The following is a 14,258-nucleotide window of genomic DNA, read 5'->3' on the forward strand; positions in this document are numbered from 1 at the left end:
GCCCGGGCGGGCCCACCCCCTTGCCCCGCGCGCCCCGGCGGCGCGAGGATGCGCCCCCTCATGATCGACCGGCTCGTCCGCGGCCTCTACCCCTCGCGCGGTCTGCGCGCCCTCTTCGTCCGCACGGGCGACACGGCCCGCATGGCCCGCATGCTGCACGGCCTCTCGCCCACGGCGGCCCACCTCTTCGCCGAGGGGCTGGCGGCCGGGGCGCTGGTGGGCGCGCTGCAGAAGGACACCCGCGGGCGCGTCAACCTGCAGGTGGCCGGCGACGGTCCGCTGCGCGGCCTCTTCGTGGACGCCGACCCGGAGGGCAACGTGCGCGGCTACGTGCGCGCCCCCGCCATCCACCTGCCCGGCGACCCGGCCGAGGCGGCCCGGGTGGCGCTGGGCACCTCCGGCTTCCTCTCGGTGATCCGCGACCACGGCAGCGGCCAGTTCTACCGGAGCGCGGTGGAGCTGGGCGCCGACGGCCTGGCCGGCGCGCTGCGCCGCTGGTTCACCGCCAGCGAGCAGGTGGCCACGGCGGTGGACCTGTGCGTGGTGCCGCGGGCCCCCAACCTGCCCGCCGCCGAGGGGGGCTCGCCCGGGGCCGGCGCCGAGGCGGCGCCCGAGCCGCTGGGCGACGTGGTCGGGGTGCTGGTGCAGCGGCTGCCGGGCGGCAGCGATGAGGCGGTGGCGGAGGTGCGGGAGCGGCTGCTGGCCGGCGCGCTGCGGGCCGCGCTCACCGGCGGCGGCGCCTCGGCGACCGGCCCCTCGGCGCAGGAGGTGCTGCGGGCGGTGGCCTTCGAGGGCTTCGAGCTGCTGGCCGACCAGGAGATCGCCTACCGCTGCGGCTGCAGCCTGGCGCGCGCCACCTCGGCGGTCTCGGCGCTGGGAGCCGACGGCGTGGCCGAGGTGATCGCCGGCGAGGGCAAGGCGGAGGTCTCGTGCGAGTTCTGCCACGCCCACTACGTCCTCGATCGGCCGGCGCTGGAGGACCTGGAGCGGCGGCTGCGCCAGGTCGAGCCGGAGCCGGAGCCAGAGCCGGGGCCCTGAGGCGGGGCCGAGGGGCGGCGGGCCGGCCTGAGCGCCTGCGGACCCCCCTCCAGGCGTCGCGCCGTCGGCGCTCGCGTGGGGTCCGGGCCGCCTGCGCCGGCGGGCGAGCGGCCCGCCGCGCGTGGTAGGCTGCCACCCCACCGCCGGCGCGCCGGCCGAGCCCCGGAGTCGAGCCATCGCCACCACGAAGAAGCGCGGCCCCGCCGCGCGCCCCACGCCCACCCGGAAGCCCGCCGCGCGCCCCTCGCCCGCCCGGAAGGCCACCGCCCGCCGGCCCGCCCCGAAGCGCGCCCGTCGCGCCGCGGCGCCGTCCAGGCCGGGGCTGCCCGTCACCGACCACCCGCTCGGCATGGGCGTGGCCGACGGCTTCGCCATGGCCCGCCTCAAGGCCCCGGCCCGCCTGTCCCGCTCGCCCAAGAAGGCGGTGCGCGAGCTGGGCTGGGCCGCCTTCGGCGAGGTGGTCCGCACCCTGGCCGCCGAGATCGGCCAGCGCTTCCGCCCCGAGGTGGTGGTGGGCATCGCCAAGGGCGGCGTCTTCGCCGGCGGGGCGCTGGCCGCCGCGCTGCAGGCCGAGTTCCTGCCGCTGCGGCTGGAGAGCCGGCGCCGCGACGCCGCCCCGCTGCCGGCGGCGGGGCCGCAGCTCCCCGACCTCTCCGGCAAGCGGGTGCTGGTGGTGGACGACGTGGCCTCCACCGGCTCCACGCTGCGCAAGGGGCGCGCCCTCTGCCGGGCCTCCGGCGCCCGCGAGGTGCGCACCGCCGTGCTGGTGAAGCGCCCCGGCGGCGCCTCGCCCGACTGGTTCGCGCTGGAGACCGACCAGCTCATCCTCTTCGGCTGGGACTACCAGCTCGACGCGGGCGGCGCCGCCAGCGCCGACCCGGGCGTGGACCCGGGCGACGTGGGCGTCTAGCGGCGGCGGGAGCGCCTCGTGTCGCGGGTCGTCATCGGCACCGCCGGCCACGTCGATCACGGCAAGACCGCCCTGGTCAAGGCGCTCACCGGGGTCGACACCGACCGGCTCCCCGAGGAGCAGCGGCGCGGCATCACCATCGAGCTCGGCTTCGCCCACCTGACGCTGCCGGACGGCACCCAGGCCGGGGTGGTGGACGTGCCCGGCCACGAGCGCTTCGTGCGCGCCATGGCGGCCGGCGCCGGCGGCCTCGATCTGGTGGTGCTGGTGGTGGCGGCCGACGAGGGCGTCATGCCCCAGACCCGCGAGCACCTCGACATCTGCCGGCTGCTGGGGGTGCCGCGCGGGCTGGTGGCGGTCACCAAGAGCGACCTCTTGCCGGGGCTGGGCGCCGAGTGGCTACCGCTGCTCGAGGAGGAGCTGCGCGTCGCCACCCGCGGCACCTTCCTGGAGGGTTGCCCGGTGGTGCCCTGCTCGGCCCGCACCGGCGCCGGGCTGCCGGCGCTGCTGGCGGCGCTGCAGGCGCTGGCCGCCGAGGCGCCGCCCAGGCCCGCCGACGGGCCGCTGCTCCTGCCGGTGGACCGGGCCTTCTCGCTCAAGGGCTTCGGCACGGTGGTGACCGGCACCTTGCTCTCCGGCACGGTGGCCGAGGGCGAGCTGGTGGCGCTGCTGCCGGCGCCGCAGGGGGCCGCGCCGCTCCGGGTCCGCGCCGTGCAGGTGCACGGCCGCGGCGTGCCGCGCGCCCTGGCCGGGCAGCGCACCGCGGTGAACCTGCCCGGCCTGGAGCCGGGCGCGGTGCACCGCGGCCAGGCGCTCACCCACGCCGGGGTGGTGCCCACCTCCTCGCTCCTGGACGTCGAGGTGTCGCTGCTGGCCGCCGCGCCCAGGGCCCTGAAGCACCGCACCCGCCTGCTCCTGCACGTGGGCACCGCCCAGGTGCAGGCCACGGTGGCCCTGCTGGACCGGGCCGAGCTGGCCCCGGGCGCCACCGCCCCGGCCCAGCTGCGCCTGGCCGCCCCGGTGGTGGCGCTGCCCGGGCAGCGCTTCATCCTGCGCGGCTTCGCCAAGCTGGACGGGCGCGGCGCCACGCTGGCGGGCGGGCGGGTCCTCTCGGTGGCCGCCCCGCGCCGCCGCCGCGGCCGGCCCGAGCCGCTGGCCCAGCTGGCCGCGCTGGCCGGGCCGGACCGCGAGGCCCGGGTGGCGGCCGTGCTGGCCATGGCCGGGCCGGCCGGGCTGCCGCTGGAGGCGCTGGTCGGGCGCACCGCCCTCTCCCACAAGGCCGCCGAGGAGGCGCTGCAGCGGCTCTCGGCCCGCGGCGAGGCGCTGCTGGTGGACCGCGAGCACCGCACCTGGGTCTCCGGCGCGGTGGCCGAGGAGCTGGCCGGGCGGCTCACCGCCGCGGTGGCGGCGCACCACCGCAAGGAGCCGCTCTCGGCCGGGATGGGGCGCGAGGCGCTGCGCGGGGCGCTGCCGCCGGTGGCCGACCCGCGGCTCTTCACCCGGCTGGTGGGCCGGCTGGTGGAGCAGGGGGCGCTGCTGGCGGAGGGGGACCTGGTGCGCCAGCCGGCCCACCGCGCCGCGGCGGCCGGCGGCGCCGGCGGCCTCGCCAAGGCCAAGGTGGCGGCGGCGCTGGCGGCCGGCGGCTTGACCCCGCCCTGGCTCACCGAGCTGCCGGGCCTCACCGGGGTGTCGCCCGCCGACACCACCGCGGTGCTCAAGCTCCTGCTGGCCGAGGGGGCGGTGGTGCGGGTCTCGGCCGAGCTCTGGTTCGACGCCGCGGCGGTGGCGGCGCTGCAGGCGCGGCTGGTGGCGCTGCTGCGTGAGCAGAAGACCGTCAGCACCGCCGAGTTCAAGGCCCTGGTGGGCGCCACCCGCAAGCACGTCATCCCGCTGGCCGAGTACTTCGACCGCGAGCGCGTCACCCTGCGGGTGGGCGAGGCGCGCCAGCTGCGCGGAGGTGGCGGGTGAGCCCGGGCGACCTGCCCACCCCGACCCCGCCGCCGGGGCCGCCCCCGGAGCGGCGCCCCGCCGGCGGCCGCGTCCTGGTGGTGGACGACCAGCCCGAGCTCAGGACCAGCACCGCCGCGGTGCTGCGGCGGGCCGGGCACCTGGTGGAGGAGGCGGTGGACGGGGTGGCCGCGGTGGAGCGGCTGCAGGGCGAGAGCTTCGACGTGGTGCTGACCGACCTGCGCATGCCCGACGTGGACGGCATGGAGGTGCTGCGCACCGCGCGCCAGCTGGCCCCCGAGACCGAGGTCATCGTCATGACCGCCTACGGGACCATCCAGTCGGCGGTGGAGGCCATCCGGCGCGGCGCCTCCGACTTCCTGGCCAAGCCCTTCAAGGACGACGAGCTCCTGCTGCGGGTGGCCAAGGCGGTGGAGAAGCGCCGCCTGGTGGGCGAGGTCAGCCTCTTCGCCGGCGAGTTCCGCCGCCGCCACGGCTTCGACCACATCGTGGGGCGCTCGGCCGCCATGCGCGACGTGCTCGACCGCATCCGGCGGGTGGCCGCCACCGACGCCACCGTGCTCCTCACCGGCGAGTCGGGCACCGGCAAGGAGGTGGTGGCGCGCGCCCTGCACGTCACCAGCCGGCGCGGTGACAAGCCCTTCGTGCCGGTCAACTGCGCCGCCATCACCGAGACGCTGCTGGAGTCGGAGCTCTTCGGCCACGCCCGCGGCGCCTTCACCGGCGCCACCCGGGCGCGCCGCGGGCTCTTCGAGGAGGCCAGCGGCGGCACCCTCTTCATCGACGAGATCGGCGAGACCAGCCCCGGCTTCCAGGCCAAGCTCCTGCGCGCCCTGCAGGACGGCGAGATCCGCCGGGTGGGCGAGTCGGTCTCGCTGCAGGTGGACGTGCGGGTCATCGCCGCCACCAACCAGGACCTGCGCCGCGCCATCGCGGAGCGGCGCTTCCGCGAGGACCTCTTCTACCGGCTCAACGTGGTGCCGGTGCGCATCCCGCCGCTGCGCGAGCGCCGCGACGACGTGCCGCTCCTGGCCACCCACTTCCTGGCCCGCTTCAACGCCCGGGCCGGCACCTCCCGGACCCTCTCCCGCGAGGCCCTGCTCAAGCTGGCCGACCACCCCTGGCCGGGCAACGTGCGCGAGCTGGAGAACATGATCGAGCAGACCGCCGCCCTCTCGCCGCAGGACGAGATCCGGGCCGAGGACGTCTCCCTGGAGGAGGGCGGCCCGCTGCCGCCGCCGGGGGAGGCGCAGGAGGGGGAGGGCCGCACGCTGGCGGCCGCGGTGGAGGAGGCGGAGCGGCGCGCCATCGAGGCCTCGCTGGCGCGGCAGGAGGGCGACCTGGGGCGCGTGGCGCGCGACCTGGGCGTCTCGGCCACCACGCTGTGGCGCAAGATGAAGCGGCTCGGCATCTCGTCGCGCGGGGCCGGCCCGGCCTGAGGTCGAGGACCGTGCCGGCGGAGCGAGGTCGCGGATCGAGCCGGCGGACCGAGTTCACCGTCGGGCCTCGTCGTGCACTCCTGAAACTGGATTGCACTCTTGAACGATGGAGCGGGCAGCGAGACGACCGGAGTCGGCGCGCCCGGGACACCAGGCGGAGCTCAAGGGGCTGTCGTCACTGTCTTTTGTCGGCAGACGGCCAGCCCCATCCGGGTTGGCACCCTCGTTGCTACCGTATGGGGCTGGAAGCGCCGAGCAGCCTGTTGAGGACGGTCCCCCCCCGCCACTTCAGCTGCGCTCGGCGCTTCCTCTTTTGAAGGGCTGCCCGCCGCGCCCGCAGGCCCCGGCCGCGCGCAGCGGCCAGGAGGCGCGGGCTGGGCAGCGCGCCGGAGGGAGCGGCCGCCCATCCCGACCCCGGACGCAGCGAAGGCGCCGCAGCGAGGGCTCGCTGGCGGCGCCTCCTGGGGCGGCCTGGCTGCTGGAAGGGCCCCGGCGGTCGTCTACATCACCACCGCGCTGGCCGCCTGCGCCAGCCGCACCAGCGGGTCGCCGAAGACGCCCAGGATGGCCACCACCGCCACGGCGCAGCCCAGCGCCAGCGCCATGGTGGGCGCGGCCACCACCGGCTCCTCGCCCTCGCCCGGCTTCATGTACATGTGGACGATGACGCGCAGGTAGTAGAAGGCGCCCAGGATGCTGGTGAGCACGCCGGTGATGGCCAGCCCGTAGAGCTCGGCGCCCACGGCGGCCTTGAAGATGTACAGCTTCCCGACGAAGCCGGCGGTGGGCGGCACGCCCGCCAGGCTGAGCAGGAAGACCGTCATGACGAAGGCCAGCAGCGGGTTGCGCCGGGCCAGGCCGGAGAAGCGCGACAGGTCCCAGGCGCCCTTCGGCTCCTCGCCGCTGTCGCGGGACTCGATGGCGCCCACCACGGCGAAGGCGCCGATGGCGGTGGCGGTGTAGGCGGCCAGGTAGAAGAGCACCCCGGCCAGCGCGATGGAGCGGGCCCCCTCCACCTTGGCCGAGACCACGCCCACCAGCAGGTAGCCGGCGTGGGCCACCGACGAGTAGGCCAGCATCCGCTTGACGCTGCGCTGCGGCAGGGCCAGCAGGTTGCCGAAGACCATGGTGAGGATGGCCAGCACCGTCAGGATCTTCTCGAAGGAGAGGTCGGCCACCTGGGCGCCGGTCTGCGACGAGAGGAAGATGCGCGCCAGCAGGGCGAAGGCGGCGGTCTTCACGCCGGCCGCCATGAAGGCGGTCACCGGGGTGGGGGCGCCCTCGTAGACGTCCGGGGTCCAGGCGTGGAAGGGGACGGCCGCCACCTTGAAGGCGATGCCGGAGGCCACCAGGCCCAGCCCGGCCACCAGCAGCAGGGAGCCGGCGCCGCGCCCGCCGTGCATGCCGGAGAAGAGGGTGGTGCCGGTGGCGCCGTAGATCAGCGAGGAGCCGTAGAGCAGCAGCGCCGAGGAGATGGCGCCCAGGATCATGTACTTGAAGGCCGCCTCGGAGGGGCGGCGGCCGCGCCGCTGGAAGGCGGTCAGGGCGTAGGTGGAGAGGCTCATGATCTCGATGGCCACGAAGGCCACCAGCAGGTCGGAGGCCATCCCCAGCAGCACCATGCCGGCCGCGGCGAAGAGCGTCAGGGCGTAGTACTCGCCGCGCTCGGCGTCGCGGGCGCGCAGCCACCCGGCCGACACCAGCGCCGACAGGCCCACGCCCATGTTGACCACCACGGTGACGAAGACGCTGAAGGCGTCCACCGTGGCCTGGCCGCCGAAGACGCTGCCGGCCGGCGGCCCCACCACGGCGAAGACGGTGGCCACCGCGGCGGTGATCATGGTGCCCACCGCCTGGTAGCCGCGCCGGCCGGAGGCGGTCAGGAAGACCTCCGACATGAGCAGCGCCAGGGCGCCGAGCGTGAGGACGGCGACCGGGGCCATGGCGGCCAGGTCGCGGACGGGCAAGCCGTTCATGTCAGAAGCCCCTCCCGGGCGGCAGGCTGGGCCGGGTGGCGACCGCCGTGTCGGCGGTGCCCACCGACGGCGGCGCGCCCAGGCGGGCCTCGGCCTGCTGGAAGCGCACCACCAGGCGATCCACCGCCGGCTTGGCCGGCGCCAGGAACGGGCCGGGCGCCAGGCCCATCACCACGATGGCCACGATCAGGGGGGCCAGCACGAAGCCCTCCCGCACCGACAGGTCCGGCAGGTGCCGGTTGGCCGGGTTCTCGATCTTCCCGAAGAAGACCTTCTCCACCAGCACCAGCATGTAGACCGCGCCCAGGATGACGCCGATGGAGGCCAGGGTGGCGAACATGGCGCCGCCGGCCAGGCGCGACAGGAAGGTGCCGGAGAGGATGAGGAACTCGCCCACGAAGCCGTTGGTGCCGGGCAGGCCGATGGAGGAGAGCGTCACCACCACGAAGGCGGTGGCCAGCCAGGGCACCTGCTTGGCCAGCCCGCCGTACTCGGCGATGGCCCGGGTGTGGCGCCGCTCGTAGAGCATGCCCACCAGGAGGAAGAGCGCCCCGGTGGACACGCCGTGGTTGAGCATCTGGTAGACCGAGCCGGTCAGGCTCTCGGCCGAGAGGGCCGCCAGGCCCAGCATGACGAAGCCCAGGTGCGACACCGAGGAGTAGGCCACCAGCCGCTTCATGTCGGTCTGCACCAGGCTCATCAGCGCGCCGTAGAGGATGCCGATGGTGGCCAGCACCGCCAGCTGCGGGCGGTAGGTCAGGGCCGCCTCCGGGAAGAGCGGCAGGGCGTAGCGGAAGAAGCCGAAGGTGCCCATCTTGAGGAGCACGCCGGCCAGGATGACCGAGCCGGCGGTGGGCGCCTCGGTGTGGGCGTCGGGCAGCCAGGTGTGCAGCGGGAACATCGGCACCTTGACCGCGAAGGCCAGGGCGAAGGCCAGGAAGAGCCAGCGGGCCTGGTCGGGGGTCACCGAGAGGGCGCTGCGGGCCTCCACGTAGTCGAAGGTGTTCCCGTCGTGGAAGTAGATGAAGAGGATGGCCAGCAGCATGAGCACGCTGGCGGCGAAGGTGTAGACGAAGAACTTCACCGTGGCGTAGAGCCTGTTCTGCGAGCCCCACACGCCGATGAGCAGGTACATGGGGATGAGGATCAGCTCCCAGAAGACGTAGAAGAGCACCAGGTCGAGCGCGGCGAAGGTCCCGATCATGGCGGTCTCGAGGACCAGCAGCGCGATCATGAACTCCTTGACCCGCTCCTCCACCGCCTTCCAGGTGGAGAGGATGACGATGGGCATCAGCGCCGTGGTCAGCATGACCATCAGCAGCGCCACCCCGTCGAGCCCCACGTGGTAGCCGATGCCGATCGACGACATCCAGGGCTGCTTGACCTCGAACTGGAACTCGGGCGCGCCGGCCGAGGCGTCGAAGCCGAACCAGAGCCCCAGCGACAGGAAGAAGGTGACCAGCGCCACCGCCAGGGTGGCGACGCGGTGCTGGCCGGCCTCGCTGCGCGGGATGAGCGCCAGCAGGAGCGCCCCGGTGAGCGGCACGAAGGTGACGACGGTGAGCAGGTTCACTTACAGCCCTCCCACGCCGAGGACGGTCCAGAGGATGGCCGCCGCGGCCACCGCCATGATGGCCGCGTAGCGCTGCAGGTCGCCGTTCTGGCTGAGCCGCACGAACGAGCCGAGCAGGCCGGCCACCTTGGCCACCCCGTTGACGGTGCCGTCGATGAGGAAGACGTCCACCACCCGCCAGAGGAAGTAGGCGGTGGCCTTGAGGGGCTGCACCACGAAGAGGTCGTAGATCTCGTCGACCCGGAACTTGTCCACCATGAGGCGGTAGGTGCGGGGCAGGGCGCCGGCCAGCTGGCCGGGCAGCTTCATGAGCCCGCCGCCGTACATGGACCAGCCGATGAGGGTGCCCACCAGGGCGATGCCCCAGGCCGCCAGGTACGGCCAGACCCCGTGGGAGCCGGCGCGGAAGTGACCGACCTCCAGGAGCCGGTCGGTGCCGGGGGCGAAGACCGGCGCGAGGTAGCTCTGGAAGAGCTCGGAGAGCGGCCCGAAGCCGTGGGGCAGGCCGAGCACCAGGGCCACCGTGGCCAGCACCGCCAGCACCATGAGCGGCACGGTCATGATGAAGGACGACTCGTGGGCGTGCTCGGCGGCGGGGGTGCGGGGCGCGCCCTGGAAGGTGAGCCAGTAGAGCCGCGTCATGTAGAAGGCGGTGCCCAGCGCGGCCAGCGAGCCGAGGGCGTAGGCCCAGGGCCCCACCTGGTGCCAGGCCGGGTTGTGGCTGAAGAGGGCGTTGCCCAGGATGGCGTCCTTCGACCAGTAGCCGGACAGCGGCAGGATGCCGGTGGCGGCGATGGAGGCCACCAGGAAGGTCCAGTGGGTGTGCGGCATCTTCCTGGCCAGGCCGCCCATCTTGCGGATGTCGGTCTCGTCGCCCATGCCGTGCATCACCGAGCCGGCCCCGAGGAAGAGGCAGGCCTTGAAGAAGGCGTGGGTCACCAGGTGCAGCACGCCGGCCCACCAGGCGCCGCAGCCGACGCCGATGAACATGAAGCCCAGCTGGCTCACCGTGGAGTAGGCCAGCACCTTCTTGATGTCGGTCTGGGTGAAGGCGATGACCGCCGCGAAGAGCGCGGTGATGGCGCCCACCAGCGTGACGGTGGCCATGGCCGCCGGCGCCAGCGTGAAGAGCATGGAGTTGCGGGCCACCAGGTAGACGCCGGCGGTGACCATGGTGGCGGCGTGGATCAGGGCCGAGACCGGGGTCGGGCCGGCCATGGCGTCCGGCAGCCAGATGTAGAGGGGCAGCTGGGCCGACTTGCCGGTGGCGCCCACGAAGAGCGCCAGCAGGGCGAAGGTGACGGCCGCCTGGTAGGTGTGGCCGGCGAAGACCCCGGCGGTGATGACCGCGTCCGGGGTGACCACCCGCGCCGCCGCCTGCAGGTCGGCGTAGCCGGGGGTGCCGAAGATGGCGATGAGGGAGAAGACGCCCACCAGGAAGCCGAAGTCGCCGACCCGGTTGACGATGAACGCCTTGCGCCCGGCGTAGGCCTTCTGCGGATCGGTGAACCAGAAGCCGATCAGCAGGTAGGAGCAGAGGCCGACGCCCTCCCACCCGACGAAGGTGAGGAGCAGCGAGTCGCCGAGGACGAGGGTGAGCATCGCCGCGACGAAGAGGTTGAGGTAGGTGAAGAAGCGGGCGTACCCGGCGTCGTCCTCGTGCGACATGTACGACACCGAGTAGACGTGGATCAGCGTGCCCACCCCGGTGATGACCAGGAGGAGGGTGCCGGAGAGCCGGTCGACCAGCAGGCTCCAGGTGAGGTTGATGAGGGCGCGACCGTCCGAGCCCGTCACCGCGATCCACGGGTCACCGCGGAAGTGGAGCGTGCGGCCCGCCAGGGCCCACGAGAACGCGATGACGGCGATGGAGAGCGAGCCCACCATGGCGCCGAGCGCCACCAGGGTCGCGTTTCCCTTGCCGATTCGCTTCCCGATGAGCCCGTTGATCAGGGCGCCGGCGAGCGGGAAGAGGATGATGGCCCAGAGATACGCCTCGGCCGCGGAGGGGTTGGCGAGAGCGGGCATAGGGTGGGGCGAAGGATTACCTGTCCCACGCGGGCAAGGCAACGATCTTCTGACCGATTCTCCCGTCGGTTCGCGGTGATGCCTACCCGTGAAGTCCACGAACCGCGGTCGTGCTAGACCCGAGCGATCATGTGCGCCGCCCCCGATCCCACGGCCGAGCTCCGCAGGCTGCCCCGGGCCGACCGCCTCCTCGGCGCGGCGGATCGCGCTGGCTTCGTGGCCCGCCTGGGCCACGAGGTGGTGATGGCGGCGGTGCGCGCCGAGCTCGGCCTGCGGCGCGAGCAGGTGCTGGGCGGGGCCCCCTGCCCTCCCCCGGAGGCCCTCGAGGCAGCCCTGCTCGACCGCCTGGCCGTCGAGGGGCGGGGCACCCTCCGGCGGGTGGTCAACGCCACAGGAGTGGTGATCCACACCAACCTCGGGCGGGCGCCGCTCTCGGCGGCCACGGCGCGGGCCATGGCGGCCGCGGCCGAGGGGTACCTGAACCTCGAGTACGACCTCGAGGCCGGCGGGCGCGGCGACCGGTACCACCACGCCGAGGCGGCCCTCTGCCGGCTCACCGGGGCCGAGGCGGCGGTGGCGGTCAACAACGGCGCCGCGGCGGTGCTGGTGGCGCTGGCGGCCCTCTCCGGCGCCCGCCCCTCGGGCGCCGGCCGCGGCGACGGCCCCGCCGGGTCGGCGGGCGCGGCGACCCCGGAGGCGCCGGGCGCCGGGCCGCCGGAGGCGCCGGGCAGCGGCCCGCCGGAGGTCATCGTCAGCCGCGGGCAGCTGGTCGAGATCGGCGGCGGCTTCCGCATCCCCGACGTGCTGCGCCGCAGCGGCGCGGCGCTGGTGGAGGTGGGCACCACCAACCGGACCTACCTCGGCGACGTGGAGGAGGCCATCACGCCCAGGACCCGGGCGGTGCTGCAGGTGCACCGCTCCAACTTCCGGCTCGACGGCTTCGTCACCGAGCCAACCCTGGCGGAGCTGGTGGCCCTGGGGAGGCGGCGCGACCTGTGGGTGGTGGACGACCTCGGCTCGGGGGCGCTGCTGCCCACCGCGCCCTACGGCCTGGCGCCCGAGCCCACCGTGCCGGAGCGGGTGGCGGCCGGCGCCGACCTGGTCTGCTTCTCGGGCGACAAGCTCCTGGGCGGACCGCAGGCCGGGCTGCTGGTGGGGCGGGCGGCGGCGGTGGCGCTGGTGAAGCGCCACCCGCTGCTGCGCGCGCTCCGGCTCGACAAGGTGGCGCTGGCCGGCCTGGCCGCCACGCTCGGCCACTACGAGCGGGGCGAGGCCCTGCACGAGCTCCCCATCTGGCGGGCCATCTCCCGGCCGCTCGCGGCGCTGCAGGCGGAGGCGGCCGGGTGGCTGGCGGCCCTGGAGGGCGCGGCGCCGGGGGCGAGGGTGCGCGCCTCCGAGTCGGCGGTGGGCGGCGGCACCCTGCCGGGCGAGACGCTCCCCACCGCGGTGCTGGCCCTCCCGGTGGCGGACCCCGACGCCCTGGCGGCGCGCCTGCGGCGAGCCGACCCGCCGGTGGTGGGGCGCATCGAGGCCGGCGAGCTGGTGCTCGACCCGCGCACCGTGCTGCCGGGCGAGGGGCCGCAGGTGGTGGCGGCGCTCCGGTGGGCGCTCGGCGGCTGAGCCGGGCAGGTCGGGCTCGCCGCCGGACCGGCCGCTACGGGTTGAAGCGGTAGCCCACCCCGCGCACCGTCTCCAGGTGCCGCGGCGCGTCGGCGTCGTCGCCGATGTGGGCCCGCAGCCGGGCCACGAAGTTGTCCACCGTGCGCGCCGTGCCGAAGTAGCGCGAGCCCCAGACCGCCTCCATGAGCTGCTCGCGCGAGTAGACGCGGTCCGGGTGGGCCACGAACCAGGCCAGCAGGTCGTACTCCTTGGCGGTCAGCTCGAGCGGCTTGCCGCCGGCGCTGGCGCGGCGCGCCGCCAGGTCCACCTCGACGTGGCCGGCGCGCCTGAGGTCCCGGGGGGCGCCGGTCTCGCCGCGGGCGCGCCGCCGCCTGAGCAGCGCGCCGATGCGCGCCAGCAGCTCCTTCAGCGAGAAGGGCTTCACCATGTAGTCGTCGGCCCCCAGCTGCAGCCCGGCCACCTTGTCCGACTCCTGCCCCTTGGCCGAGAGGATCAGCACCGGCAGGTCGGGGTCGTCGCGCCTGAGCTCGCGGATCACCTCCAGCCCGCCGAGGCGCGGCAGCATGACGTCCACCACCAGCAGGTCGAAGCGCTCGGCGCGGGCCATGGTCAGGCCGGTCTCGCCGTCGGCGGCCGAGCGGACCGCGTAGCCCTCCATGCCCAGGTTGAGCTGCAGGCCGCGCAGGATGGAGGGGTCGTCCTCGATGACCAGGATGCGCTCGCTCACGGCGGGGTCCTCCGGCCGGCGCGCGGGGCGGCGGTCTCCAGCGGGGCGACGGCCGGCTCGGCGGACGGCAGCACGACCGTGAAGGTGGCCCCGTGGCCCACCTCGGAGGTCACGCCGATGCGCCCCCCGTGCGCCGTCACGATGTGCTTCACCATGGCCAGGCCCAGGCCCGAGCCCTCGATGGTGCGCTGCAGGGGATCGCGGGCCCGGTAGAACTTGTCGAAGATGCGCTGCTGGTCCGAGCCCGCGATGCCCGGGCCGTTGTCGCTCACCGAGATGGTCACGGTGGGGCCGGCGCGGGCCGCCGACACGGTGATGACCTTGTCCGGCCCGGTGTACTTGTGGGCGTTGTTGAGCAGGTCGAGCAGCGCCCCGGTGAGCGCCTCGCGGTCGGCCATCACCGGCGGCAGGCCGGGCTCCAGGGCGCGCCGCAGCTCGAAGGGGTGGCTCAGCTGCTGCGGGGCGAAGGCCGAGACGGCCGCCTCCAGGATGGGCTCGAGCGGCTGGCGGGTGAACTGGTAGCTGCGCTTGCCGGACTCCATGCGGGCCCAGTCGAGCAGGCGGTTGATGAGCATGGAGAGCCGGGTGGTCTCCTCGGAGATGATGTGCAGCGCCTCGCGCTGCCGCTCCGGGTCCGGCAGCCGCCCCAGCTGCAGCGTCTCGACGAACATGCGGATGCTGGTGAGCGGGGTGCGCAGGTCGTGGCTGACCTTGTTGACGAAGTCGGTCTGCAGCCGGGCCACCCGGGCCTCGCGCTGCACCACCATCAGGGTGGCGGCGGTGCCGGCCACGGTGGTGGCCACCAGCGCCAGGATCAGGCCGCCGAAGACGTAGTCCCGCGGCGCCGCGCCGAACACCAGGATGAGGATCCCGATGGCCAGCAGGAGGGCGGCCGGGACGAAGACGAACCCGATGATGAGCGGCAGGACGCGGCGCACGAGGCCGTCCATCCTAGCGGAACGCGGCCGGGAGCGTCGTT

At 74.8% G+C, this 14,258-nt stretch carries 10 protein-coding genes; 5 read left to right on the forward strand and 5 right to left on the reverse strand.

Translation table 11 applies throughout. The features are described from left to right. Window positions 1-60 precede the first annotated feature (60 nt). From IPO09_13830 to IPO09_13845, 4 genes are all read left to right on the forward strand, one after another. The gene (locus IPO09_13830) at window positions 61-1,038 is read left to right on the forward strand and encodes an Hsp33 family molecular chaperone HslO (protein ID MBK9518400.1); all 978 of its coding nucleotides are present in this window, start codon (window positions 61-63) and stop codon (window positions 1,036-1,038) included. Window positions 1,039-1,387: 349 nt separating this feature from the next. Then, window positions 1,388-1,948, forward strand: coding sequence for a phosphoribosyltransferase (locus IPO09_13835; GenBank protein MBK9518401.1), 561 nt, complete (start codon window positions 1,388-1,390; stop codon window positions 1,946-1,948). Between the two features lie 18 nt (window positions 1,949-1,966). Continuing rightward, window positions 1,967-3,916 (forward strand): selenocysteine-specific translation elongation factor, encoded by a 1,950-nt coding sequence (gene selB / locus IPO09_13840; GenBank protein MBK9518402.1) that lies wholly within the window; start codon window positions 1,967-1,969, stop codon window positions 3,914-3,916. Window positions 3,917-3,996: 80 nt separating this feature from the next. Then, complete coding sequence (locus IPO09_13845) at window positions 3,997-5,355, forward strand: sigma-54-dependent Fis family transcriptional regulator (protein ID MBK9518403.1); 1,359 nt, start codon at window positions 3,997-3,999, stop codon at window positions 5,353-5,355. A 500-nt stretch (window positions 5,356-5,855) separates the two neighbouring features. On the opposite strand, the gene IPO09_13850 is transcribed toward IPO09_13845, so the two are convergent. From IPO09_13850 to nuoL, 3 genes are read right to left on the reverse strand one after another with little or no spacing between them, the layout of a single operon-like run. Then, complete coding sequence (locus IPO09_13850; protein ID MBK9518404.1) at window positions 5,856-7,331, reverse strand: NADH-quinone oxidoreductase subunit N; 1,476 nt, start codon at window positions 7,329-7,331, stop codon at window positions 5,856-5,858. A gap of 1 nt (window position 7,332) precedes the next feature. Further along, window positions 7,333-8,904: an NADH-quinone oxidoreductase subunit M gene (locus IPO09_13855; protein ID MBK9518405.1), complete on the reverse strand. Its 1,572-nt coding sequence runs from the start codon at window positions 8,902-8,904 to the stop codon at window positions 7,333-7,335. Next, window positions 8,905-10,932 carry an NADH-quinone oxidoreductase subunit L gene (gene nuoL, locus IPO09_13860; protein ID MBK9518406.1) on the reverse strand — a complete coding sequence of 676 codons (2,028 nt, stop codon included), beginning with the start codon at window positions 10,930-10,932 and terminating at the stop codon, window positions 8,905-8,907. 129 nt (window positions 10,933-11,061) lie between these two features. Between nuoL and IPO09_13865 the strand changes: the two genes are divergently transcribed. Beyond that, entirely contained in the window at window positions 11,062-12,552 is a 1,491-nt protein-coding gene (locus tag IPO09_13865) for an L-seryl-tRNA(Sec) selenium transferase (GenBank protein ID MBK9518407.1), read from the forward strand. 34 nt (window positions 12,553-12,586) lie between these two features. Here IPO09_13865 and IPO09_13870 read toward each other — a convergent pair whose 3' ends face one another. Continuing rightward, the gene (locus tag IPO09_13870) at window positions 12,587-13,279 is read right to left on the reverse strand and encodes a response regulator transcription factor (GenBank protein ID MBK9518408.1); all 693 of its coding nucleotides are present in this window, start codon (window positions 13,277-13,279) and stop codon (window positions 12,587-12,589) included. After that, on the reverse strand, window positions 13,276-14,229 hold the full coding sequence (locus IPO09_13875) for a sensor histidine kinase (protein ID MBK9518409.1): 954 nt from the start codon (window positions 14,227-14,229) through the stop codon (window positions 13,276-13,278). The genes IPO09_13870 and IPO09_13875 overlap by 4 nt, the downstream gene beginning before the upstream one ends. Window positions 14,230-14,258: the final 29 nt, after the last annotated feature.

This window comes from Anaeromyxobacter sp. (assembly GCA_016718565.1).
Classification (GTDB): Bacteria; Myxococcota; Myxococcia; order Myxococcales; family Anaeromyxobacteraceae; genus JADKCZ01.